This is a genomic window from Streptomyces sp. NPDC127595 (assembly GCF_042671685.1).
In the GTDB taxonomy this organism is placed as follows: Bacteria; Actinomycetota; Actinomycetes; order Streptomycetales; family Streptomycetaceae; genus Streptomyces.
Genome location: NZ_JBHXWK010000017.1, coordinates 1 through 23,122 on the forward strand (window position 1 = coordinate 1; position 23,122 = coordinate 23,122).

Consider the following 23,122-nt stretch of genomic DNA (forward strand, 5'->3'; position numbering starts at 1 on the left):
ACGCCGGAGGGGCTGAATCTTTCCCCGGCCGGGGCTAGAGATCTTTTAGCCCGTCCGGCGTTTGAGGACGAGCGCGTTCAGCGCGACAGCGGGGGTCTGGGGGCGGCAGTCCCCAGGTACGGGACGGGCAGGGGCGGAGGGGGCGAAAAACCACCCCTCCGCCCTCCCCCACGCGCATGACGCACATCCCCGCCGACGGAGTCCGGCGACGTCAGCGGGACCGGGTCATCTCCGCGGTGATCGCCCAGCGCTCGTGATCCCGCCAGGCCCCGTCCAGGTAGATGAAGTCCGGCGAGAACCCTTCCAGCCGGAACCCGCAGTGCCGGGCGAGCGCGATCGAGGCGGCGTTCCCGGGCTGCACATTGATCTCGAGCCGGTGCAGCCCCATCTTCCCGAAGGCGTGCCGCACGACGAGCCCGAGCCCCTCGCTCATCAGCCCCCGCCCGGCCGCGTGTGCGAAGGCGCCGTACCCCAGCGCCCCGCACAGGAAGCCGCCCTCGACGATGTTGTTGATGTTGATGAACCCGGCGATCGCCCCGCCGTCGAGCTCGCACACCAGGAACCCGGCCTTTGTCGGATCCTCGATCAGCCGCCCCGCGTACGCCGCGTAGGCACCGGCGCCGACGGGCGGAAACAGCCACGGCTGGTGGAGATCCTTGCTCTCCCGCGCCCTGGCGGTGAACTCCGCGCCGTCCTCATAGGTGAAGGGCCGAATGCCCACGCGAGGACCGGCGGCGAGATAGTCGGGGGCGTTCTCAGGCATCCGGCCAGCCTACGCGAACCCCCGTCCGCCCCTCCTCCGTTCGAGGCCGGCACCTCAGTCCCCGATCACCGGCAGCTCCAGCACCCCGGTGTGCCCGGGCGCACTCGTGATCGTCACCGGCTTCACCCCCTTGTTCCCGAAGTACGCGTCATCGCTCGCCGCGACGACGAACTGAAGCCGGTGCCCCGCCTCGTACCGGTGCACGATCCCCGGCAGCGAGACGGTGAAGGCCCGGGTCACGTCCGGCACCCGCACCGGCGCCACCAGCCGGTGCACCAGCGTCTTCGTGCCGTCGGGTGCGATGTCGTACAGCTTGGCGAAGAGGACCAGCTTGTCGGCGGCGTCACCGGAGTTCTGCACCAGCTCGGTCGCCGGCGAGCTCACCTTCAGCGTGGCCCTGGGCGCACCGACGACATCGACGGAGCGGGTCAGGGGCGCGCTCGTCCAGCCGAGGTAGGTCCCCTCCGTGTCGTACGGCGCGGGATCGGGCAGCCCGGCCGCCGCGGCGAGGGAGTTCTCGGAGTGGCTGGTGGGCACCAGCGCGTTGCGGTACTCGCGGCTGCCGGGCACGACCTTCCTGCGGCTGTCGACGAGCTTGCCGTCTCCCGAGAGGTAGAGCTTCTCGCTGAGCGCGGGCACTCGCGAGGCCGTGGCGTAGGTGCTGTTCGGGTCGGCGATCCAGTCGCGGTAGTACGCGAGGGAGGGGCCAGTGTCGACGCCCTTGCGGTGCTGGAGGTAGCGGTCGAACCAGGCGAGGATCCGCCTGCCGACGTAACTCGTCTCCAAGTTGCCCTGGCTCAGGTTGAGTTCACCGCTGGCCGGGTCGGTACGGCCGCCGCTGTGCCCCCACGACTGCCAGATCATCTTCGTCGGAGTGCCCTGCGCCTTGAGGGTCTTGTACGTCGCTGTCGCCTCGTTGAGGTTGAAGAGGCTGTCGGCCTGCCCCTGGACCAGGAGGGTGGGTGCTTCCACCCTGTTGAGGTAGGAGACGGGCGACACGCTGTCCGCGTAGCTGCGCAGTGGTCCCATCTTGTCCGCCGGGTAGCTCCCCGTGTTCAGGGTCCGCATGGTGTCGCAGGCGTTGCTCACGAAGTGCAGGCAGGGGATGGAGTTGATCCGGGAGGGGTCGAGGTTGGGCGCGGTCACCGGCTGGTGTTCGCCGATCAGGTAGAAGGCGTTGGTCCACTGCCATTTGAAGGCACCGGGCACGGTACGGGCGCGGGCGGCGTTGTTGGGGTCCAGTGAGTACGACAGGTTGTTCCAGGTGATCATCGGGACGAGTGCGTCGATACGGTGGTCCACGGCGGCGGTGGCGAGCTGGATGGCGCCCCCGTACGAGCCGCCGATCATGCCGACGCGGGGATCGCTCCGGCCGTCGCGGGTGACGTAGTCGGCCTTCGTTCCGTCGTCGGCGGCGCGGGTGCCGGCCAGGAAGTCGACGAGGCGGGACGCCGCCGCCCCGTCGACACGCGGATCGTCGAGGGAGATCAGACAGCCCGACGCGCCGAAGCCGAGCCCCGAGTAGACGAGCGCGACGAATCCGCGGGCCGCGAACGCCTTGCCGATGGCGTCCGTGGAGCCGTCCGACTTGCTCCCGCCGAAGCCGTTCGTGGCGAGTACCGCGGGAGCGGTGTGCCGGCGGTCCACGCCCGCGGGCCGGTACAGGTCGGCGTCGATCGTGCAGGTACTGCCACCGGCCCGGACGGTGAACTTCAGGGCCGAGACGCTGTATTGACCGGTGGCCGCGGCGCCGGGCGCGGTGAACGCGAGTGGCGCCGTGAGCGCGGCGCCGACTGCCAGAGCCAGCGCCGCACGGGATCCGGACACACGAGAACGACGGGACACGAGGACCTCCACACTGAGGACAACCCGACCACGGCAGCCATTACTTACCGACCAGTAATCATGTTGGGACGCCTGCCGGGCGGGGTCAATCACCGCGTCGGGTGTTTCCTGACGGATATTCAGCGAGGGGCTGCGCCGGGGCGAGACTCGGCCCGCTGCCGAGCGAGGCGACGTCCGCCGCCGGGCAAGGCGATACCGGCCGCCAAGCGAAAGAGATCCGCCGCCGGGCGAGGGCAAGGCCCGCCCCCACGCAAGACGAGCCCCGTCCCACGCGAGCACAAGGCCCGCCACCAGGCGATCGCAAAGCCCGTCCCCACCGGAGACGAGGCCGGCGGCCAAGCGGACGCGGCCCGCCACCGAGCGAGGCGACGTCGCCACCGGGCGTGGCCAAGCCCCGCCCCTAAGCGAGCGCAGGCTCGTCCAGCGTCAACGTCCCCGCGTCCGCGTCGAGTTCGGCCCCGACGCCGAAGGGAATCGTGAGTGCGCCCTCGCAGTGCCCGAAGCCGAAGTCCTCGACGACGGGTACGCCGAGGCCGCCCAGCCGGTCGGCGAAAACGGCGCGCAGAACCTCGTACGGGCCGCAGTCCTTCCACGATCCGAGGGCGATCCCGGCGACGGAGTCGAGCCAGCCGGCCCGCAGGAGCTGGGTGAGGATCCGGTCCAGCCGGTACGCCTCCTCACCGATGTCCTCGATCAGCAGCAGGCCGCCCGCGGCGCCGGCCCGGGCGTGCGGGGTACCCAGCTCGGCGGCCAGCAGGCTCACACAGCCGCCGAGGGTCACCCCTCGGGCCCGCCCCGGCACCAGTACGCCGCGCCCGGCGGACTCGATCGTCCGCACCGACTCCGGCTCGAACAGTGTCGCCCGCAGATGCTCCTGCGCCCGCGCGTTCTTGAGGAAGTCGACGGCGGACGCCATCGGCCCGTGCAGCGTGACCAGCCCCAGTCGGTTGGCGAACGCCTCATGCAGGGCGGTGATGTCGCTGAAGCCGAGGAGCACCTTGGGGCCCGCGGCCCGCAGCGCGTCCCAGTCGAGCAGGTCGACCATGCGCTGGGTCCCGTACCCGCCGCGCGCGCAGAGCACCGCGGACACGTCCGGGTCGCACCAGGCGGCCTGGAAGTCGGCGGCCCGGTCGGCGTCCGTGCCCGCCAGATAGTCGAACTCGGCGTGCCGGTCCAGGACATGGGGTGCCACGAAGGGGTCGAGGTCCCAGCCGCGCAGGATGTCGAGGCCGGCCTGGAGCCGCTCCTCGATCACGGGCCCACTGGGCGCGACGACGGCGACGCGGGCTCCGCGTACGAGACGCGCGGGACGGGTCAAGGGCTTCATTTGGCGGACTCCGTGGTGGGGACGGTCGGTTTCACGGGGCGGACCCCCGTGGTCGGGACGGTCAGTTTCACCGGGCCGACCCCCTGGTCGGGACGGTCAGTTTCACCGGAGGACCCCCTTGATCCGGACGATCGGCTTCACTGGGCGGACCCCCTTGGCCGGGACGATCAGTTTCACTGGGCGGACCCCCCTGGTCGGGACGATCAGCTTCACCGGAGGACCCCCTTGATCCGGACGATCGGCTTCACTGGGCGGACCCCTTGGCCGGGACGATCAGTTTCGGGCGGCCCCCCCTGGTCCGGACGATCGGCTCCACCGGGCGGACCCCGTGATAGCGAACGCCGGCTTCACTTGGCGAGCTCCAATGTCGGGATACCGGGCGGGGCCAGCCCCAGGACCTGTGCGTACAGCGAGAGTTCGGCCTCCAGTACCCGCACCGTCGTCTCGGCCCGCCGAAAACCGTGCCCCTCTCCCTCGAAGGCGATGTAGGCGTGCGGGATCCGGCGCCCCGCCTCCGCCAGCCGGGCGAGGAACCGCTCGCACTGCGCGGGCGGGCAGATGGCGTCGTCGAGGCCCTGGAGCAGCAGGAAAGGCACGCCGATCTGCTCGGGGTGCTCGGAGGGCGACCGTTGCGCGTACCTGGCCGGCACCTCGGCGAGGGGCCCGACCAGGCTCTCCAGGTAGCGCGACTCGAAGTCGTGGGTCTCCCCCGAGGCCCATTCGGCGAGGTCGAGGATCGGGTAGAGGATGGTGCCGCAGGCGTACACGTCGGTGCTGGTCAGGGACGCGGCGGTCGTCCAGCCGCCCGCGCTGCCCCCGCGAATGGCGAGCCGCAGCCGGTCGGCGGTGCCCTCGTCGGCGAGGGCGAGTGCGACGGCCGCGCAGTCCTCGACGTCGACAACACCCCACTGTTCACGCAGCCGGTTGCGGTACTCCCGTCCGTGCCCGGTCGATCCCCCGTAGTTGACCTCGGCGACGCCGATGCCGCGTGAGGTGAAGTAGGCGATCTCCAGGTCGAGTACGAGGGGCGCGCGGCTGGTGGGGCCGCCGTGCGCGTGGACGACGTACGGCGGCAGTTCGTCGTCGGGTGCGGTATGGCCGGGGTGGTGCGGTGGGTAGATGTGCGCGTGGATCTCGCGTCCGGCGGGCCCGGTGAAGGTGCGGATCTGCGGTTCCGGGTAGTACGCGGGGTCCACCGGGTCGACGTGCGCGGCGCCGGTCACACGAGTCCGCCCGATGCGGGCGTCGAGTTCGACGACCTCGTACGCGCTGCGCGGACTGGCGCCGACGCCCAGGACACGGCTGCCGTGCGCGGCGAGTGTCGGGGCGAACTCGGTCCAGGGGCCCGCCGCGTCGACGACCTCGCCGGTCTCCGGGTCCAGGATGCCGAGCGCGGTGGCGCCCCGGCCGTGGACGACGGCGATCAACCCGTCCTCAAGCGGCGCGAACCAGCGATAGCCGATCTTCCACAGCGGCCCGCCGAACTCCTCCTCCCGCGGGCACACGGGCACACCGTCCCGGTACAGGTTCCACCAGCCGGTGCGGTCCCCGGCGTACAACAGCGAGCCGTCGAAGGCCCATTCGGCCTGGGCGATCGACTCGTCGGGCCCGCCGGCGACCGTGCGGGCCCCCTGGAGCGTCCCGTCGTCGGCCACCTCGGCGACGATCAGTTCCGTGCCGTCCCAGGGCATCCGCGGATGGTCCCAGGCGAGCCAGGCCGCACGCCCGCCGTCGGGCGAGAGCCGGGGCCCGGTGACGAACCGGTGCCGCCCGTCGCTGAGTTCACGTACGGCGTTCCGGTCCTGCGCGGCCGAACCGTCCAGCGGAACGGCAACCACGACCCGCCGCACATCCGTCGGCCCGCTCCCCGTGAACTCCTCCAGTACGCACCACACTTCACCTCGCTCGACACGCAACTGCGGGTCCACCCAGCGCAGTCCACCGCCGACGTCCGAGACGGGAGTCAACGGGCTCGGCTCACCGCCGACTTCGTACCGGTAGAGCCGTTGGTCGGCGAAGTCGACGAACACCACCAGCGGTCCCTCGGGGCGCATCTCCCCGGCCCAGGCCTGTCCGCCGTACTCGATGACGCGGCTGCGTACGTTCCACGGGGCGGGCAGCACCGACTCCTCCGTGCCGTCGGCCCTCCGCCGCACGAGCGTGCGCCGCCCGCCCTCGGTGGGCCGGGGTTCGGTCCACCAGGTCTCGTCGCCGACGAAGCCGACGGACTCGGGGTGCCCGTCGTGCGCGGCGGCGAGCGCCGCGTCGATGGGCGAGGGCCACGATCCGTACGCCAGGGTCTGCACCATGTCCCCCACTATCCCCACCTCCCGGTGTTCTAGGCGCTGCGCAGGAAGCGGTCGAGGACGCGGACGCCGAAGTGGAGCGCCTCGACGGGGACGCGCTCGTCGACGCCGTGGAAGAGGGCCTGGTAGTCGAACCCTTCCGGGAGCTTCAGCGGGGTGAAGCCGTAGCCGGTGATGCCGAGGCGCGAGAACTGCTTGGCGTCCGTGCCGCCGGACATGCAGTACGGCACGACATGGCCCTCGGGCGCGAACTCCTCGACGGCGGCGCGCATCTTCGCGTACGTCGCCGACTCCAGCGGCGCCTGGAGCGCCACCTCGCGATGCTGGAACTCCCACTCCACGTCCGGTCCGGTGAGCCGGTCGAGGGTCGTGCGGAACTCGTCCTCGTGGCCGTACAGATACCTGCCGTCGACGTACCCGACGGCCTCCCCCGGAATCACGTTGATCTTGTAACCGGCGCTCAGCATCGTCGGGTTGGCGCTGTTGCGCACGGTCGACTCGACGAGCGTGGCGGCGGGCCCCAGCTTGGCCAGCAGCCCGTCGACATCCTCGAGGTCTGCCTCGACGCCGTACAGGGCGGCCATTTCGGTGAGCGCCGCGCGCACGGTCGGGGTGAGCCGCAGCGGCCACTCGTGCGCCCCGATCCGCGCGATGGCCTCGGCCAGGCGCGTCACCGCGTTGTTCCGGTTGACCTTGGAGCCGTGCCCCGCCCGGCCGCGCGCGGTGAGCTTGAGCCAGCCGGTGCCGCGCTCGCCCGCCGCGATCGGATAGAGCTCGCGCCCGCTCCCGTCGTGGAAGGTGAACGCCCCGGACTCGCTGACGCCTTCGGTGCACCCCTCGAAGAGGCCCGGGTGCTGGTCGGCCAGGAACCCCGAGCCGTCCTCGGCGCTCGCCTCCTCGTCGGCGGTGAACGCGATCACGAGGTCACGCCGGGGCCGTACGCCGTTGCGCGCCCAGTCCCGTACGACCGCCAGGATCATCGCGTCCATGTTCTTCATGTCGACCGCGCCGCGCCCCCAGACGACGCCGTCGCGGATCTCCCCCGAGAACGGGTGCACGCTCCAGTCCTCGGCCTGCGCGGGTACGACGTCCAGGTGACCGTGCACGAGCAGCGCGTCGGCGGAGGGGTCGGTGCCTTCGAGGCGGGCGACGACGTTCGTACGTCCCTTGGTGCGCTCAAGGAGGGCGGGTTCCAGGCCCGCCTCGGCGAGCTGCGCGGCGGCGTACTCCGCGGCCGGGCGCTCCTGGCAGTCCCCGCCACCGCGGTTGGTGGTGTCGATGCGGATGAGGTCGGAGGTGAACCGTACGACCTCGTCCAGCGCCTGCCCGTCAGCCATACTGTTCCTCCACCGCGGCCGACACGATCGTCGTGACCGCCTTGAACGTGCGAATTCCCTCGTACATGGTGCCGCTGGTGTACGCCACCTTCCGCTCCCCGACACGCTCGACGCCCGGCACCACGGTCGCCGCCATCGACAGGTGCTCGGCGTCGAACTCCAGCGCCACGGTGAACGGGCCGCCCGCCAACGGTTCCTGACGGACCGCCAGGGGCGCCGCCTGCTTCGCCGCCGCGCGGATGTCGGCGGCGGTCCTGGACGGCGTACGGCACACCGCCGCGTACCGCGACACATGGTCCTTGACGGCGACCTTCAGCGCCTCGGGCGCGTACCCGAGCGCGTCCTCGCAGGCCAGGTCGTCCCCGGTGACGAGCACGACGGGCACCCCGTACTCGGCGACCACATGGGAGTTGAGCAGCCCCTCGCTGGCCCGTACATCGTTGACCCACACCCCGGTGATGGAGTTCGCGAGGTAGGTGTGCGCGAGGACGCCCTCCATGCCGGCGCCGGCGTGATAGCCGACGAAGGCGATCCCGTCGACGTCGCCGTGCTGCACGCCCTCCACCATGGAGAGCGACTTGTGCCGCCCGGTGAGCATCTCCGCCCGCTCGTCGAGCTGCTCAAGCAGCAGGTTCCGCATGGTCCAGTGGGCCTCGTTGATCAGCACCTCGTCGGCGCCGCCGTCGAAGAAGCCGAGCACGGCCGCGTTCACGTCCGAGGTGAACATCGCGCGGCACCGCTCCCACTGCGGTGTCCCGGGCAGCACGTCGGCGGGCCAGGTCACCCCCGTGGCGCCTTCCATGTCGGCGCTGATAAGGATCTTCATGCCGCCTCACGTTACGTGCCCGAGGGGAAACCGGCCAGGAAGGACCATCCTCAGCTCGTCCACCGTCCAGGCTCCGGCGTCACCTCAGCCGGTCAGCATCTTGAGCGTCTGACGGTGCCAGACGAGCGGACTGCGATCGTCGTCGGTCATCATGGCGAGCACGCGCAGCACGATGATGTCGTGATCGCCGGCCGGATAGCTGTGCTCGACGGTGCACTCCAGCCAGACCGGTGCGCCCTCCAGGAAGATCGCGCCGGACGCCGCCTCCAGCGTTCCTATCCCGACGAACCGGCCCTCCTTGCTCCGGGACGCGAGCTGCCGGGCCTTGTCGGAGTGGGCCTCGCCCAGGACGGAGACCCCGATCACCCCCGCGCGGGACAGCGCCGGCCAGGTCGTGGAGCCGTGCTGTGCGGCGAAGGAGACCATGGGCGGGTTGTAGGAGACCCCGACTGCGAACGACGAGACGATCATGACGGTCGATTCGCCGTTGACGCGCGCCGAGAGGGCCGCGACCCCCGACGGGAACCCGGAGAACGCTCTCCGCATCTCGCCGGGATCCGAGGTGAAGCCTGTGGGGCCTACGGAGCCTGTGGGACCCGTGAAGCCTTCCCCCGCCGTCATCCCGCGGCCCTCGTCTTCGCCGCGCCGAGCACGATCCGGCCCCATCGCCGGACCCAGCGGGCGAGTGAGTCGTCTGTCGTGTAGGTGGAGTCGAGCTGGTAGAGGCCCTGCGCGGGGCAGGTCGCGCCGAGTTCGACGAGCACCGGTTTGAGGGTGAGTTCGGGGGCGAGCGCGTGGGCGGGTCCCGCACCGAGCATGAGGGGCAGTGCCACCTGGTCCGCGAGGCCCGTCGCCGTGGGGAACCGGTCGAGGAAGATCTTGAGCAGGCCGGTGTATGTGCCCTTGTAGGTGGGGGATGCCGCGATCACGATGTCGGCGGATCGCACCCTCTCGACGGCGGCGGTGACGTCGGGGTCGCCCCAACTGAGCAAGCCGGCCCCGAGGGTGGCTACTTCGAGGACTTCGCAGTCGAGCCCGAGGGCAGCGGCGAGGCGTTCGGCGGCATCACGTGTACGTGAGGCGGTCTTGGGGTTTCCGACCACGGCGACAGCCTTCATCAGGTGACTCCTGTGGGTAGTTGGGGCGCGGCGGCGGGCACCGCGGGTGAACCGGCCCCAGGATGGTCGATGCGGAGGAACGCGGACGCGAGGAGGCACAGTAGCCCGACGGCGGCGAGACCGCCGAGGGTGACCGCGTAGCCGTATCCCGCCAGCAGGACGGCACAGACCGCGCTGCCGAGCACGGCGCCGAGTTGCTTCATGGCGTTGAAGGTTCCGGACGCGGCACCGACGGCGTCAGCGGGGACCGCGGTCACCGCCGCGATCGACAGCGGTGACCAGACGAACGAATTGGCCACTCCGTACAGCCCGAAGACGGCGGTCAGCGCGGCGACCGGCCCGTCCGTGGCGACGAGCACGGCCGACGCTCCGACGGAGACGACGAGCGCGAGAGAGCCGATGGCGGCGACCGCGCGGGGCCCGATTCCGTTGTTGAGTCGGGCCGAGACCGGTGCACCGAGCAGGCACACCACACCCATCGGTACGAGGGTGAGCGCCGCCGCGCCCGGAGCGAGCCCGCGCTCCTGCTGGAGGTAGAGCATCAGGGGGATCATCGCCGAGCCGGAGCAGAAGGCCGCGGCGGCGGCACCCCAGGCCGCGGTGACGAACCCGCGGCTGTGGAGCAGGGCGACCGGTACGAGCGCGCGCTGCCCGTCGCGGCGCTGGAGCCGGACGACGGCTGCGACGGTCAACACGCCTGCGACGATGAGCAGCTGGCGTGGCACGCCGAAGGCGTTGGCGTTCGCGGCGTCCGTGCCCTGGATGCCGAGGACGAGGGCGCCGACACCGGTCGCGTTCGCGCAGATCGCCCACACCGGGATGCCCGCCTCCTGCCGGGGTAGGGCGGGCACGAACGCGTACACCGCGAACATCGCGGCGACGCCGACCGGGACGTTGACCCAGAACACCGCGGGCCAGCCGCCGACGGCGACGAGCAGGCCGCCGAGCAGTGGCCCGGCGGCCACCGCCGCTCCGCCGACCGCGCCCCAGGTGCCGAGCGCGACGGCGAGCCTCGGCGGCTGGAACATTGCCTTGATGAGGGTGAGGCACTGCGGCGTCATCAGCGCGGCGCCGATGCCCTGGGCAACCCGCCACCCGATGAGCGCCCCGACGGTGGGGGCCAGCGCGCACAGCAGCGACCCGAGCGTGAAGACTCCGAGTCCGAGCAGGTGGACGCGTCGGTGGCCGTAGCGGTCACCGAGCCGCCCCGCGATGATCAGAGGTACGGCGTAGGCGATGAGGTAGCCGCTGTTGACCCAGATCGCGAGGGTCTCGCCGGTGTGCAGGCCGGTGATCAGCGCGGGCAGCGCGACCGAGGTGACGGTGCTGTCGAGGAGCAGCATGAAGAACCCCGCGCACAGGCTGCCGAGGGCGAGCCACTGGCGTCGCTCGCCTGCTCCGGTCATCTCACACCGCCAGGTTCTCGCGCAGTGTGGTGGCACCCGTGTACGTCGGCGCGAGCGCACCGCGGCGGCGCAGTTCGGGCAGCAGCAGTTCGCTGATCCCGGCGAAGCCGGAGGGCATGCCCAGCGGGCTGGAGAACATGAAGCCGCCGCGCGATCCGGTCTCGGCGAAGTTCTCCTCCAGCGCGTCGGCGACGGTGCCGGGGTCGCCGACGATGCCATGGTCCAGGCCCGTCGCCCTCCGGCGTCCGTGCGCGAAGAACTCCCCGCGGCTCATGGTGTGTTCCTCGCCGAACTCCGCGATGAGCGACCCGACGAGCCCCGCGGGACTCGCGTTGGCCGCCGCGATCTCGTCGTGCAGCTCGCCCAGACGGAAGGACTCGGGAAGCGTCGAGAGGTCGTAACCGGCGTTGTGCGAAAGGTAGGTGGCTACGGCTTCCTCGCTCCAGAAGTCGAGCACCGAGTCGCGGTGCGCCAGCGCCTCGGTCTTCGTCCGGCCGACGATCACCTGGGTCGCCCAGAGGATGCCCACGTGCGCCGGGTCCCGGCCCTCGGCGAGGAGTGCCTCGTCGAGCAGCTTGCGGTGGCGCTGCTGGCCGGCGAGGTTGCCGCCGAACCCGAAGACGAGATCGGCGAACCGGGCCGAAGCGGCGATGCCCCGGGGCGAGTTGCCCGCCTGGACGATGAGCGGGTGGTACTGCGGCCCGGGTACGGACGCGAGCGGGCCCTTGACGGTGAAGAAGCGCCCGCGGTGATCGATGGGGTGCACCTTCGACGGGTCGGCGAACCGGCCCGTGCTCCGGTCACGGACGATGGCGTCCGGCGCCACGGAGTCCCACAGCGCCCGGCAGACCGCGACGAACTCCTCCATCCGCTCATAGCGCAGATCGTGGTCCATCAGCTCGGCGAACCCGTAGTTCGCCGCGTCCGCGCCGCGCGTCGAGGCGACGACGTTGAACGCGATCCGGCCGCCGGTCACATGGTCGAGCGAGTTCAGCAGCCGGGCGACGTAGAAGGGGTGCATGAAGGTCGAGGAGTACGTCAGTCCGAAGCCGATCCGCTCCGTCACCGTGGACATCGCCGCGATCACCGGCGACATGTCGTGGCGCGGCCACTGAATGCCCCACTCGACTGCAGGCGCGATGCTCCCCCGCCAGGTGCTGGGTATGCCGCTGCCGTCGCCGAAGAACAGCATGCCGACGCCCGCCCGTTCGGCGGTCTGCGCCAGTTCCATGTACATGCGTACGTCCGGGAAGTCCCGCCCGACCCATGAGCCCTGGCGCGCCCAGGCGCCCTCGGTGTGGGTGAAGGAGAGGTCGTAGCCGATGTGGATGCCGGTCACCGTGCGGCCTTCTTCCAGAGCTCGACTACCTCGTCGGCTTCGCTGAGCAGGGCCACGTTGAGTCCCAGCTGGAACAGGGCGGCGGCGTTGACGTGGTGGTCGTAGGCGGCCGTCGCGTCCTGCGGTACGACGACGGGCCAGTCCAGTTGGGCGGCGTCCTGGGCGGTCGCGTACACACAGCACTCGCTCGTCAGGCCCACGACGGTGAGCCAGTCGCAGCCCGTGGCACGCAACCGGGGTTCGAGATCGGTGCCGAGGAAGCCGCTGTAGCCGCGCTTGACCACACGCAACTCGCCTTCCGCGGGCTGCATTCCGTACCACTCGGCGCCGGGGGTTGCGATGAGGCACGGCTCGTCCGGGCTGGTGGGCGCGTCGTAGTCGCCGCCTCGCAGCCAGTTGCTCGACCGCCAGGGCCGCGCCGGGTCGCTGCCCAACTCGACCCAGACGACGGGTACTTCGGCCGAGCGTGCGGCGTCGACGAGCTCACCGATTCGGGTGACCACCCGGTCGAGTACGGCCAGTGCGGCAGCCGTCAGGCCGTATCCCGCCAGGCGCTCCGGATCGGCGAAGTCCCGCTGTACGTCGACCACGACGAGCGCGGGCCTGCTGCCGGGCCGGGCGAGGTGGGCGAGTTGTCTCTCGCGGAGGTCGGACATCAGACCGCCACCTCGTCGCGGGCGCGCAGCGCGGGCAGCACGGTCTCACCGAACAGCAGCATGTCCTTGTCGTACTCCGGGAAGATCAGCATGAGTCCGTCCAGGCCGGCCTCCCGCACGATGTACTCGATGTGCTCGGTGACCGTCCGGGCCGAACCGGCGACGTACGGGGTCTGGAAGGCCGCCTCCCCGGCGGCGCCTGCGGCCCACGCACGGGCCTGGTCCTCGGGCACGCCCCAGGTGTGCCGCATATGGGCGAGGGCCTCACGGTCGATGCCCGCGCTCCACTCCTTCACCTTCTTGACGGCCAGCTCGTCGGTGTCGTCCTGCACGACGGTGAGCATCGAATACGTCTTGCAGACACGGCCGTTGGCCGTCGCCCGCGCGTGCACGTCGGCGGAGAGCGTCCGCATCTCGTCGAGACTGTCGGCGGCGAGGAAGGCGCCGTCGGCGAATCTGGCCTGGAAGCGGCGGGCGTCCTCGGACCGGCCCGCGCTGATGAGGGTCGGCCGGGTGGCCGGATGCGGGCGGGACTCGCAGTCGACGAGGTCGAAGTAGGGGGTGCGCATGGTGACCGACTGCTCGGTCCACAGCCGGGTGACCGCCTCCGTCCACAGCTCGGTCATCCGGTAGCGGTCCTGGTGACTCAACTCCGGGTCCCAGTCACCGAATTGCTCGAACTCCCCGGCGTAGGAGCCATTGACGATGTTCAGGCCGGCGCGGCCGCCGGAGATGTCCTGGAGGGTGGTGAACATCTTCGCCGCGAGGGCGGGGTTGTGGATGTTCGCGTGCAGGGTCGCCCAGATCTTGACCCGGCTGGTGGCCTCCGCGAGCGCCGCCATCATCGTCATCGATTCGAGCGAGCGCCCCCAGTGGTCGGTGCTGCCGCCGAATCCGCGCCACTTCGCCATCGACATGATGAAGTCCAGGCCGATGGTCTCCGCGTGCACGGCGGCGCGTTTGTTGAACGCGTAGGTTGCCTCGGGATGCGGTGCGGTCGTGGACAGCATCCATCCGCCGTTCCCTATGGGGAGGAAGATTCCGTATTCTTTCGCGGGCACGATGCGGGCCTTTCTGCGGCTCTGCGGTCTCTTGCGTTCTTACGGCGCGGGCCAGACGAGCTTGTCGCCGCTGTAGATGTCCTTGATGAAGGAGCTGTCGAACCACCCCTTGGCCTTGGCTGCGGTCACACTGCTCGGCACGATCTCGAACTGGTGCAGCATGTCGACGAGTTCGGCGACGTTGTCGGGGTCGAGGCCGCCCAGCGGCTGTCCGGGCGTCGGGTTGTCCTTGACGACCTGCGTCTCGGTCTTCCAGATGGTCGCGTTCAGTTTCTTGTCGTACGTCGGGCCGGACAACTGGGCCGCGTAGCCGACGCATTCGCTGATGTGCGCCTCACTGGCGGAGCAGTAGTCGTAGGCGTGCAGGGCGGCGCGCAGGATGTCCTCGACGGCTTGCGGGTGCGCCTTGGCGAACGCCGGGTTCACCGCCATCGCGCCGAGCGAGCTGGGCACGTCGTAGTCGATCGGCTTCCACACGGTGATGTCGTCACCGGCCGCCTTGAGCTGGTTGGGCTCGTTCGAGATGAATCCGGTGAGCGCTTCGAGGCCGCCCTGTTTGCGCGGCAGTACAGAGGGGTCGTAGCCCTGCTTGACCAGCTTGAGCGAGTCCCACTTGACGCCGGCCTTGACCATCATTGCCTCGACGGCGGCGGGAACGTAGCCCTTGTGGCCGACGACCTTGCCGTCGAGCTGGGTCAGGTCGGTGATGTCCTTGTTCGTCATCAGGATGTCGAGGCCGGCGTCCGAGTACGAGGAGATGCCCGTGATGTCGATCCCGTTGGCCCGGGCCTGGATGACGTCCTGTTCGGAGACCGGGCCCACGGTCGCCTTGCCGCTGGCGAGCAGCTTGGTGTTCTGTGCCGTGTCGCCCGAGCCGGGTTGCAGGGTGACGTCGAGGCAGAGGTCCTTGAAGTAGCCGAGCTTGCTCGCGGCGATGTATTCGAGGATCGACGCGGACGACTGGTACTGATAGCCCGACAGGTAGGTGATCTTGCCGGCGGCCTTGTTCTCGGCGCAGCGCTCGGCGGAGATGGCGGAACCCTCCGAGCCCGTCGAGCTGCTGTCGCCGGAGTCCGCGCCGCATCCCGCGACACCGGCCCCCAGCGCGACGGCGGCGAGGGAAGCGAGCCCGGATCTGATGAGGCGGTGCCGCATGGGTGACTCCAAACTGGCGTTGGCCGCCGGGGATGATGGGTGGGGATGAGGGCGTAGGTAGCCGAGCGCCCCGCCTTCGCGGGTCACGGGCCGAGCGAGGTGAGGGTGAGTCAGTTGTGGGCGCTGTCGTGCCAATGGAGCACGCGGCGTTCGACCAGCGTCACGACGAGCAGCAGCAGTACGCCCATGACCGCGAGGACGAGGATCGAGGCGTATACGACCGGCAACTGGTTCATCGACGAGGCCACGCTGATCGCGGTGCCGAGACCGCCGGTCGCCCCGGCCGCCGACATCTCGGCCACCACGGCGCCGACGATCGACAGCGGGAAGACGATGCGCAGCGCCGCGAACAGGAACGGCAGCGCGTGGGGAATGCGCACGTGCCACAGCAGTTCGACGCGGCCGGCGCGCATCGTCTGGTACACCTGCAGCACCTGCTGCGGCACGGACAGCAGACCGGCCGCCGTGTTGATGAGGATCGGGAAGAAGCAGATCAGGCCGGCGATGATGAGCTTGGGCAGCGGACCGAAGCCGAAGGCCACGACCAGTGCCGGAGCGATCGCCACGAGCGGGGTGACGTTGAGGACGACCGCGATCGGCATGACCGCCCGGCGTACCAGGGGGAGTTCACTGGTCAGCACCGCGAGGACGAACGCGGCGGCGAAGCCCATCGCGAGGCCGGCCGCCGCCTCGCCCAGGGTGACCATGGCGTTGTCGACGTAGTAGCCGAACTCCGTGCCGAGCGAGCTGCCGATGTCCGACAACGGCGGCAGCAGGTAGGGCAGTTCCTCGGCTCCCCACTTCCAGAGCGCGGCGAGGACCACCAGCATCACCGGCAGTGGCAGCCAGACGGACGGGCGGATCCACGCGATCCGGGATCTCGGGTGGCTGAGGCTGAAGCGCGACGGCTCGACGCGCGGCTCCAACTCCCTTTCCAGGGTGGTGCGTTCCTCGGCTACGGTCATCTCCTCGCCCCCGCTCACGCGGCTTCGGCGTGCCAGGCATGGCGCAGCCGGTCTCTGACCAGGTCCTCGTACTCGTGGAAGCGGCGCTCCCCGAAGAGGCGTTCTCCGCGTGGCCGGGGCAGGTCGATGTCGATGCTCTCCACGATGCGGCCGGGGTTCGGAGCCATGACGACCACGGTGTCGGAGAGCCGGACCGCCTCGGAGACCGAGTGCGTGACGAACAGGACCGTCGTCTTCAACTCGTCCCAGAGGTCGAGTAGTTGGTCCTGAAGGCTCTCGCGAGTGAATTCGTCGAGCGCGGAGAAGGGCTCGTCCATGACGAGTACGTCCGGCCGCAGGCCGAAGGCGCGTACGATCGCGGCGCGCTGGCGCATACCGCCGGACAACTGTGCCGGGAGCTTGTGCATGGCCTCGCCGAGACCGGCCTTGACCAGGAGTTCCCGCATGTCGGGGGCGGGCGGCGCGGTCTTCCGCTCGACGAGGTCGGCGATGCGTTCGCGGCGTCTGGCGGCACCTTTGTTGATCTTCTGCGGGAGTGTGACATTGCGGAGCACGGACAGCCAGGGCAGCAACGCCGGGCTCTGCGGCACCAGCCCGATCATCTTGGCGGCGCAGGCATCCGCCGGCGGGACGCCATGGACCCGGACCTCACCGCTGTCGGGCTGCTCAAGACCGGCGACGAGGCGCAGCAGTGTCGACTTGCCGCAGCCGCTGGGGCCGATGAGGCTGACGAAACGGCCCGGCCGCACGGTCAGGCGGACATCGTCGAGGGCATTCGTCGCGGACGACCCGAATCCGTAGACCCGGTGCACCGACCGCAGTTCAAGCGCTGGCGTACCAGACACCTTCACGCTCCCATCCATGTCGCGAGCACGTGGGCCCGATCCTGGAAGTCGGAGAGCGTGCGTGGCGAGTGCGGGGGACTGTCACGCGGAAATCCGCTTTGGTGCCTTCGACCGTAGGAGCCTTCTGTTTCGACTCACTGCCGCTGCGTGTTTCGCGGACTTTACGTTCGGCGTCGCAGAGGGGCGACCGTACGGCCGTCGAAGACGTAGATCTCGATCCCGAGATCCGCCGCCGCGAGTGCCACCCAGCCGCCGAGGGCCCGCACGATCAGCTCGGTGACCAGGAGCACCGTACGCTCGGCCGTCGGTACGGAGTCGCGCAGCCAGAGCAGCTTGAACATGTCCGCCATGACCTTGTTGCGGTAGGCGGGTTTGTAGGCGCCCTGATTGCCGACGAGTTGGACGAGCAGGCGGCCCGCGGCGTCGATCCCCTCGACCTCGACGCGGTTGCCGTCGGGCAGCATGAGCGGCCTCGGACGGATCGGCGTGCCGAGCCTTTCGCCGAGGGCGAGCAGCATCCTGCGTTCGATGGAACCCTCGGCGAACCGGCTCCACTCGGTGGAGGCGTCAAGGACTGTCAGGTGCATGTGCCGGAGTCTAGGAAGCACCCGTTTCCCGCGTGTTTCCAGCGGTTGGAGCCGGGTCCGTCGGCACCGGCCGGGTGGGTCGGCACCGGCCTCCTTCAGGGGCGGGCCTTGCCGAAGTACATGAGCTCCCACAGCGCGTCGTCGCTGTGCACGTCCACGAGCTCCTCACCCCGGAAGTGCTCGATGCGGAGCTCTCCGGTGAAGCGCAGGTACGCGCCGTCGAAGCCGACCAGTTTCGCGGCGGCCTTCTTCGGCCCCTTGAGCTGGTCGACGAACTTCTCGCCGGCGATGTCGAAGTGGCGGCTGAAGGTGACGACATAGCGTTCGTCGTCGGCTGTGTAGGTGTAGCGGGTGACGTTGTCCACCGGCTTGCCGGTCTCGGTGTCGGTGTAGCGGCCGAATTGCTCGAAGGTGACCTTGGTGGCGTCGTCGGCGATGAGCTTCCCGTCGCGGGCCAGCATGAACACCGGCAGTTCGGTGTACCCGTAGTGCTCGTGTGCCGTGATGTACGAGGCGATCACCGAGTAGGGGCCCGCCGCGCCGCGCGCCCAGTACCAGTGGTGCATGAGGTCGAGCATGGAGGCGTTGCCCCAGTTGTGGTCGTGGTAGCCGACGCCTGTGGTGGTGTGACCGTCGCCGTCGACGCTGTAGGTCGCCTCGACGTGCCCCTGGGGAACCGAGGGGAGCCAGGCGAAGTAACGCTCGTCGTCGTCGCCGAAGAGCCAGTACCCGGTCTCCGGGCGCCAGGCGGGCACCTCTCCGGTCAGCGTGACCTCGACCGAGACCTCCTCGATACGGGCCTTGATCGTGTACGTGTGCAGGTCGCCGGCGAAGCGGTTCTCACCGATGCGCACATCGCAGGACGTGGAGGACGCCGAGAAGGTCTTCGGGTCGAGTTGGGCGACCTTGGCCGTCGTGGTGCCGTCGGGCAGCGTCAGGTCGATGCGGATCTGCGGAGCCAACTGTGTGCCGAGGCCGCTGACGGCGTCCTTGGTGTAGAAGACCACCACCAGTTTCGCTCCGTCCGCGAGGTGCGCGTCGAAGTACCACCACTCGAAGGATCCGGGCAGGCCGTCGGTACGCATACCGTCCTCGAACGGCTTGACCGCGTGGGGTTCGATACCCAGGCGCGCGTAGTCCTCGGGCGTGGCGGCCAGGCGGGTGGGCTGTACGGCGGAGTTGTGACGGAACACGAGATCACCGAATCCTTGGGTGGTGAGGGTGCCACCATGGCAGGAAATTACCAGACGGACATTTACCCCTCCGAGTATGCATCCACCACCAGAATCGGACAAACGAGGCAAGCCGTGACCCAGCCGAAGCTCTCCCGAAGGCGCGGCCGCCCCCACGCCGGCGACGAACCCGACCAGTCCACGCTGCTCCAGGGCGCCCTGGAGGCCTTCGCCGAGAAGGGCTACGACGGGACCTCCGTACGCGAGCTGGCCCGGCGCCTCGACGTGAGCCACGCCCTGCTCACCGCTCGTTTCGGCGCCAAGGAGAAGCTGTGGTTCGCGGCGATGGAGCATGCGCTGGCCAACACCCGGCGCACTTTGGGCGCGATCGGCGAATCGGGTGACGTGGACGATCTGGAAGCACTGCGTCATACCGTCGTCGAACTGGTGCTGTTCTCGGCCGCGTGCCCCGAGGTGGGACGGATCATGAACCACGAGGGCGCGACCGACAGCCCGCGCGTGCGGTTCGTCGTGGAGCATTTCGTCGATCCACTGCGCCCCGGCATCGAGCGCCGGCTCGCCAGGCTCGTCGAGGCGGGACGCATCCGCCCCGTGCCCTACACCACGCTGCACTACCTGGCGGCCCAGGGCGGCGGAGCGCCCTTCACCAACCCCGTGGAGGCCGCACTGCTCGGCGCACCCGAACATCCCGACCAGGAGACCGTCCGCCGCCACGCCGAAACCGTCGCCGACATCCTCATCACCGGCTTGACGGCGGGGACGCCCGACCCGGACACCGACCGATAGAAGTGCCTTCGCGTGTCGGTCAGCCCCGCGCCGGTCGCCTCGCCGTGCGCGGGCGGTACTCGACGACGACGAGCGCCAACGACACATAGCGCTCGACGAGTTCGTCCACATCCACCGGACCGTCCGCCCGGTACCACTGGGCGATGGCATTGCACATGGCGATCACGGCACGACGGGCGTCGTCGGGGTACGGCGTGAGGAAGATGCCCTCCGCGGCCCCGCGTTCGATGACCTCCCGGAACTGCTGCGAAGCACGCTCCTCGCCGTTCTTGCGGTAGCGCTCGAGGTGCTCGGGCTCCAGGCTGCGCCCCTCGGTCAGAACGATGGTGCTCTGGACGGGATGGTCCGTACGGAACCGTACGGTCGCGGAGACGAGCGCCTCCAGACGTTCCGCCGGGTCGTCCCCGACACCCGCCAGGGCGGCGTCACAAGCCTCGAAGTAGGTGTCGAGCCCCTCGTCGAGGATGGCGACGAGCAGTTCCTGTTTGCCCTTGTAGTAGTAGTACAGAGCGGAGAGGCTCACTCCGGCCCGCTGAGCGATGTCGCGGATCGACGTCGCGCCGTACCCCCGCTCGGAGAACTCCTGGCGAGCTGCCCCGATGATGGCTCTCTGGCCTGCGGGTCGAGCGGGCACGGGTTCCCCAATCTCCGTCATGGTTCCGGCTCCAGGTAACTGACCGATCATTCGAACAGTGGCGCCGATCTCTCCGAATGTTACAGCCGCCCCTTGTAGGCTCACCTCCACTTAGCTAACGTTCGTTCAATTCCTTCCGACCCCGTCCACTCCACCCTGCGCGCCGACGGCGTGCCCCGAACACGCTGAAGGTGCCCCCGTGAGCGAACAGCACAGCGAACCGAGCACACCGGTCCCCTACGAGCAGATCACTTATGCCGTGACAGACCGCGTCGCCACGGTCACTCTCAACCGGCCCGAGGCACGCAACGGCTACACCCTGCGGATGGCCGAGGAAATCGCTGCCGCACTCTGCGCCGCCGAGGCCGACCCTGCCGTACGCGTGGTCGTGCTGACGGGAGCGGGACGGAACTTCTGCGTGGGGGCGGATCTTGCGGCCGACGGGGGCACTGGAGGCTTCTCGACAAGCGACGACGAGCAGACGCTCGCCGAGATCGCGGCGGGGACGTACCAGGAGCCCGCCGGTCTCGTGACCCGTGTGCTGTACGCGATGAACAAGCCGGTGATCGCGGCGGTGCGTGGTGCGGCCGTGGGTGTCGGCTCGACGATGCTGCTGCCCGCCGACTACCGCCTCGCTTCCGTCGACTGCAAGTTCGGCTTCCCCTTCAGCCGCCGCGGCATCGTGCCGGAGGGTGCGTCGGTGTGGTTCCTGCCGAGGCTGGTGGGCACGGGCACGGCCTTGGACTGGCTGGTGTCGGGGCGCCTCATAACTGCGGACGAGGCATTGCGGACGGGCCTCGTCAACAGCCTCCATGACCCCGACAAGGTGCTCGCCGCGGCGTACGACCTCGCCGCCGAGCTGGTCGCGCACACCGCCCCGGTGTCCGTCGCGCTCATCCGGCAGATGGTGTACCGCATGGCGTGGGCCGATTCTCCCGAGGAGACCCACCGGCTCGACTCACGGCTGGTCTTCGACACCGTGCGCGGGCCGGACGCCGTGGAGGGCGTGCAGTCGTTCTTCGAACGGAGGGAGCCCCGCTTCCCGGGGCGAGTGCCGGAGGACCTGCCGGACTACTTGCCCTGGCGAGGTGGGGAGCCTGCCCGCGGCTGAGGCAGCGCGGGCGGGGTCGACTCGGTCCGGACCGCGCCTCGCCGGCGGCCCGGGCCGAGTCGACCGTGGTCAGCGGGTGACGGAGCCCCCGGCCGTCAGGCCCTCCTTCAGCACGCGCTTGAGGACCTTGCCGCTGGGGTTGCGCGGCAGTTCCTCCACGAAGTGGATGATGCGGGGGCTCTTGTACGAGGCGATCCTGGCCCGGGTGAACTCGATGAGCTCGTCCTCGCGGATGTCAGCGGCGTCGGCGTTCAGGACGATCGCCGCGGTGACCGCTTCGCCCCACTGCTCGTGGGGCGTGCCGAAGACGGCGACGTCGCAGACGGCCGGGTGCTCGGCGAGCGCCGACTCCACCTCGATGGGGTACACGTTCTCGCCGCCGGTGATCACCATGTCCTTGATCCGGTCGGTGATGAACAGATAGCCCTCGTCGTCTAGGTATCCGGCGTCCCCGGTGCGCAGCCAGCCCTCCTGCGTGAACAGCTTCTCGTTCTCGTCGGGCCGCTGCCAGTAGCCGGGGGTGACGTGGTGGGAACGGGTCAGGATCTCCCCCACCGTGCCCGTCGGGACCGGCTTTCCCGTGATCAGGTCGGCGATGACGACCTCGGCGTCGGGGCAGGCGTTGCCGGCCGAGCGCAGGAGATGCGCGCGCGGACCGTCGGGGTCGTGGTCGGCCGGCAGCAGCCGGGTGACGGAGCCGGTCGTCTCCGTCTGCCCGTACCGCTGACAGAAGTCGCAACCGAAGATCTCCATGGAGCGACGCAGCAGCGCAGGCGTGATGGGCGAGGCGCCGTACACGATCAACCGCAGTGCGGAGAAGTCCCGTTCGCGGATGCCGGGCACCTGTATGAGCAGTTGCAGCACGGCGGGGACGAACAGGACGTGCGTGACGCGCTCGCTCTCCAGGACTTCGACGACGCGTTGGGGTACGAACTCGGGCAGCGTCACGGTATGGGCGCCGGCGCTGAGCGCGGAGGTCAGCCAGCCGGTGCCCGCGATATGGAAGACGGGCAGCACGTTCAGCGAGACGCTCTCCTCGCTCCAGCGCGCGTCGGCGGTCTCGCGCTCCCCCGCGTACACGTTCGCGAGGGTCATCTGGACGCCCTTGGGCAGACCGGTGGTCCCTGAGGTGTAGAGCTGGAGGAAGACCGTGTCCGCGTCGGCCTGGCCGCCTCGCCCCGGGTCGTCGGCGGGTGCGGCGTCCAGCCAGGACTCGTACGCGTACTCACCGGGTCCGGCTTTCCCGGTGGTGACCAGCGGCAGTTCCGGCATCGCGGCACGCGCGCCGATCTCGAACTCCTCCTGCGTGATGACCATCCGGAGGTCCGCGTCGAGCGCGACGGCGACGAGCTCGGGTTCGGCCAGGCGCCAGTTCAGCGGGGTCGCGACCAGCCCGGCCTTGGCGCAGGCAAGCAGCAGTTCCGCCGACATCCGGCCCGGGCGCACCAGGTAGCCCACCCGCGACCCGGCCTCCAGGCCGGCGCCGAGCAGGGCCTGGGCGATCTTGTTGCTGCGGGCGTCCAAGGACGCGTAGGACAGGGTCTGCCCGGCCTCGGTGACGGCCGGTGCGTCCGGGCGCAGCACCGCGTGGCGGCGAACAGAATCGGGCAGGAACGGGCCCATGAGATCCCTCCAACATCCATCTTCGGCAAAGGTCTTGAGGTGGGGAGGTTCGGGTGCGGCGCTGGATGTACGCGGCGGCAGGCACCGGGTGGCGGCTCAGGACGGACATGAGAATCGTCGGCGTGGGTCCGGCTGTCAATGGATTGAACGAACGTTCTGAATGAGTTACGTGGACTGAACTGGAACTTCGGCCCCACCGCATGCTTCCAGAGCAGGGCGGGCGATCCCCCTACCTGACC

At 69.9% G+C, this 23,122-nt stretch carries 21 protein-coding genes; 2 read left to right on the plus strand and 19 right to left on the minus strand.

Annotated features, from left to right (window positions below; genetic code table 11):
* Window positions 1-211: 211 nt before the first annotated feature.
* The 17 genes from ACFVKT_RS36895 to ACFVKT_RS36975 form a co-directional block, all read right to left on the minus strand.
* On the minus strand, window positions 212-763 hold the full coding sequence (locus tag ACFVKT_RS36895) for a GNAT family N-acetyltransferase (RefSeq protein ID WP_385740199.1): 552 nt from the start codon (window positions 761-763) through the stop codon (window positions 212-214).
* Window positions 764-817: 54 nt separating this feature from the next.
* On the minus strand, window positions 818-2,590 hold the full coding sequence (locus ACFVKT_RS36900; protein ID WP_385740202.1) for a CocE/NonD family hydrolase: 1,773 nt from the start codon (window positions 2,588-2,590) through the stop codon (window positions 818-820).
* Window positions 2,591-3,008: 418 nt separating this feature from the next.
* Entirely contained in the window at window positions 3,009-3,935 is a 927-nt protein-coding gene (locus tag ACFVKT_RS36905; protein WP_385740205.1) for an LD-carboxypeptidase, read from the minus strand.
* Between the two features lie 347 nt (window positions 3,936-4,282).
* Window positions 4,283-6,244: a S9 family peptidase gene (locus tag ACFVKT_RS36910; protein ID WP_385740207.1), complete on the minus strand. Its 1,962-nt coding sequence runs from the start codon at window positions 6,242-6,244 to the stop codon at window positions 4,283-4,285.
* Between the two features lie 29 nt (window positions 6,245-6,273).
* Window positions 6,274-7,578 carry a M20/M25/M40 family metallo-hydrolase gene (locus tag ACFVKT_RS36915; RefSeq protein WP_385740210.1) on the minus strand — a complete coding sequence of 435 codons (1,305 nt, stop codon included), beginning with the start codon at window positions 7,576-7,578 and terminating at the stop codon, window positions 6,274-6,276.
* Window positions 7,571-8,404 carry a M55 family metallopeptidase gene (locus tag ACFVKT_RS36920; RefSeq protein ID WP_385740213.1) on the minus strand — a complete coding sequence of 278 codons (834 nt, stop codon included), beginning with the start codon at window positions 8,402-8,404 and terminating at the stop codon, window positions 7,571-7,573. The genes ACFVKT_RS36915 and ACFVKT_RS36920 overlap by 8 nt, the downstream gene beginning before the upstream one ends.
* A gap of 84 nt (window positions 8,405-8,488) precedes the next feature.
* Window positions 8,489-8,950 carry a flavin reductase family protein gene (locus ACFVKT_RS36925; RefSeq protein WP_385740216.1) on the minus strand — a complete coding sequence of 154 codons (462 nt, stop codon included), beginning with the start codon at window positions 8,948-8,950 and terminating at the stop codon, window positions 8,489-8,491.
* A gap of 71 nt (window positions 8,951-9,021) precedes the next feature.
* Window positions 9,022-9,522, minus strand: coding sequence for an NAD(P)H-dependent oxidoreductase (locus ACFVKT_RS36930; RefSeq protein ID WP_385740219.1), 501 nt, complete (start codon window positions 9,520-9,522; stop codon window positions 9,022-9,024).
* Complete coding sequence (locus tag ACFVKT_RS36935) at window positions 9,522-10,928, minus strand: MFS transporter (protein ID WP_385740222.1); 1,407 nt, start codon at window positions 10,926-10,928, stop codon at window positions 9,522-9,524. The genes ACFVKT_RS36930 and ACFVKT_RS36935 overlap by 1 nt, the downstream gene beginning before the upstream one ends.
* Before the next feature lies 1 nt (window position 10,929).
* Window positions 10,930-12,267, minus strand: a complete 1,338-nt coding sequence (locus tag ACFVKT_RS36940) for an NtaA/DmoA family FMN-dependent monooxygenase (protein ID WP_385740225.1) — start codon at window positions 12,265-12,267, stop codon at window positions 10,930-10,932.
* The gene (locus ACFVKT_RS36945) at window positions 12,264-12,923 is read right to left on the minus strand and encodes a cysteine hydrolase family protein (RefSeq protein WP_385740227.1); all 660 of its coding nucleotides are present in this window, start codon (window positions 12,921-12,923) and stop codon (window positions 12,264-12,266) included. Before ACFVKT_RS36945 ends, ACFVKT_RS36940 begins: the two co-directional genes overlap by 4 nt.
* Window positions 12,923-13,984, minus strand: a complete 1,062-nt coding sequence (locus tag ACFVKT_RS36950) for an LLM class flavin-dependent oxidoreductase (RefSeq protein ID WP_385740230.1) — start codon at window positions 13,982-13,984, stop codon at window positions 12,923-12,925. The genes ACFVKT_RS36945 and ACFVKT_RS36950 overlap by 1 nt, the downstream gene beginning before the upstream one ends.
* A 39-nt stretch (window positions 13,985-14,023) precedes the next feature.
* Window positions 14,024-15,139 (minus strand): ABC transporter substrate-binding protein, encoded by a 1,116-nt coding sequence (locus tag ACFVKT_RS36955; protein WP_385740233.1) that lies wholly within the window; start codon window positions 15,137-15,139, stop codon window positions 14,024-14,026.
* A gap of 110 nt (window positions 15,140-15,249) precedes the next feature.
* Window positions 15,250-16,104, minus strand: coding sequence for an ABC transporter permease (locus ACFVKT_RS36960; RefSeq protein WP_385740236.1), 855 nt, complete (start codon window positions 16,102-16,104; stop codon window positions 15,250-15,252).
* Between the two features lie 14 nt (window positions 16,105-16,118).
* Window positions 16,119-16,949, minus strand: coding sequence for an ABC transporter ATP-binding protein (locus tag ACFVKT_RS36965; RefSeq protein WP_385740239.1), 831 nt, complete (start codon window positions 16,947-16,949; stop codon window positions 16,119-16,121).
* Between the two features lie 161 nt (window positions 16,950-17,110).
* On the minus strand, window positions 17,111-17,536 hold the full coding sequence (locus ACFVKT_RS36970; protein WP_385740242.1) for a hypothetical protein: 426 nt from the start codon (window positions 17,534-17,536) through the stop codon (window positions 17,111-17,113).
* Between the two features lie 95 nt (window positions 17,537-17,631).
* Window positions 17,632-18,729, minus strand: a complete 1,098-nt coding sequence (locus tag ACFVKT_RS36975; RefSeq protein ID WP_385740245.1) for a hydroxyneurosporene dehydrogenase — start codon at window positions 18,727-18,729, stop codon at window positions 17,632-17,634.
* Between the two features lie 114 nt (window positions 18,730-18,843).
* Between ACFVKT_RS36975 and ACFVKT_RS36980 the strand changes: the two genes are divergently transcribed.
* The gene (locus tag ACFVKT_RS36980) at window positions 18,844-19,515 is read left to right on the plus strand and encodes a TetR/AcrR family transcriptional regulator (RefSeq protein WP_385740248.1); all 672 of its coding nucleotides are present in this window, start codon (window positions 18,844-18,846) and stop codon (window positions 19,513-19,515) included.
* Between the two features lie 19 nt (window positions 19,516-19,534).
* Here the strand turns inward: ACFVKT_RS36980 and ACFVKT_RS36985 are convergent, their stop codons facing one another.
* Complete coding sequence (locus tag ACFVKT_RS36985) at window positions 19,535-20,170, minus strand: TetR/AcrR family transcriptional regulator (protein ID WP_385740251.1); 636 nt, start codon at window positions 20,168-20,170, stop codon at window positions 19,535-19,537.
* Window positions 20,171-20,348: 178 nt separating this feature from the next.
* Between ACFVKT_RS36985 and ACFVKT_RS36990 the strand changes: the two genes are divergently transcribed.
* Window positions 20,349-21,260, plus strand: coding sequence for an enoyl-CoA hydratase-related protein (locus tag ACFVKT_RS36990; protein WP_385740254.1), 912 nt, complete (start codon window positions 20,349-20,351; stop codon window positions 21,258-21,260).
* A gap of 69 nt (window positions 21,261-21,329) precedes the next feature.
* On the opposite strand, the gene ACFVKT_RS36995 is transcribed toward ACFVKT_RS36990, so the two are convergent.
* Window positions 21,330-22,883 (minus strand): long-chain-fatty-acid--CoA ligase, encoded by a 1,554-nt coding sequence (locus tag ACFVKT_RS36995; RefSeq protein WP_385740257.1) that lies wholly within the window; start codon window positions 22,881-22,883, stop codon window positions 21,330-21,332.
* Window positions 22,884-23,122: the final 239 nt, after the last annotated feature.

What these genes read in the sequence shown, in the direction of transcription:
- ACFVKT_RS36920 (WP_385740213.1), bottom strand. Translation starts at nt 8,404, where the DNA reads ATGAAGATCCTTATCAGCGCCGACATGGAAGGCGCCACGGGGGTGACC.
- ACFVKT_RS36925 (WP_385740216.1), bottom strand. Translation starts at nt 8,950, where the DNA reads ATGCGGAGAGCGTTCTCCGGGTTCCCGTCGGGGGTCGCGGCCCTCTCG.
- ACFVKT_RS36995 (WP_385740257.1), bottom strand. Translation starts at nt 22,883, where the DNA reads ATGGGCCCGTTCCTGCCCGATTCTGTTCGCCGCCACGCGGTGCTGCGC.
- ACFVKT_RS36935 (WP_385740222.1), bottom strand. Translation starts at nt 10,928, where the DNA reads ATGACCGGAGCAGGCGAGCGACGCCAGTGGCTCGCCCTCGGCAGCCTG.
- ACFVKT_RS36910 (WP_385740207.1), bottom strand. Translation starts at nt 6,244, where the DNA reads ATGGTGCAGACCCTGGCGTACGGATCGTGGCCCTCGCCCATCGACGCG.
- ACFVKT_RS36985 (WP_385740251.1), bottom strand. Translation starts at nt 20,170, where the DNA reads ATGACGGAGATTGGGGAACCCGTGCCCGCTCGACCCGCAGGCCAGAGA.
- ACFVKT_RS36915 (WP_385740210.1), bottom strand. Translation starts at nt 7,578, where the DNA reads ATGGCTGACGGGCAGGCGCTGGACGAGGTCGTACGGTTCACCTCCGAC.
- ACFVKT_RS36945 (WP_385740227.1), bottom strand. Translation starts at nt 12,923, where the DNA reads ATGTCCGACCTCCGCGAGAGACAACTCGCCCACCTCGCCCGGCCCGGC.
- ACFVKT_RS36960 (WP_385740236.1), bottom strand. Translation starts at nt 16,104, where the DNA reads ATGACCGTAGCCGAGGAACGCACCACCCTGGAAAGGGAGTTGGAGCCG.
- ACFVKT_RS36955 (WP_385740233.1), bottom strand. Translation starts at nt 15,139, where the DNA reads ATGCGGCACCGCCTCATCAGATCCGGGCTCGCTTCCCTCGCCGCCGTC.
- ACFVKT_RS36905 (WP_385740205.1), bottom strand. Translation starts at nt 3,935, where the DNA reads ATGAAGCCCTTGACCCGTCCCGCGCGTCTCGTACGCGGAGCCCGCGTC.
- ACFVKT_RS36930 (WP_385740219.1), bottom strand. Translation starts at nt 9,522, where the DNA reads ATGAAGGCTGTCGCCGTGGTCGGAAACCCCAAGACCGCCTCACGTACA.
- ACFVKT_RS36970 (WP_385740242.1), bottom strand. Translation starts at nt 17,536, where the DNA reads ATGCACCTGACAGTCCTTGACGCCTCCACCGAGTGGAGCCGGTTCGCC.
- ACFVKT_RS36895 (WP_385740199.1), bottom strand. Translation starts at nt 763, where the DNA reads ATGCCTGAGAACGCCCCCGACTATCTCGCCGCCGGTCCTCGCGTGGGC.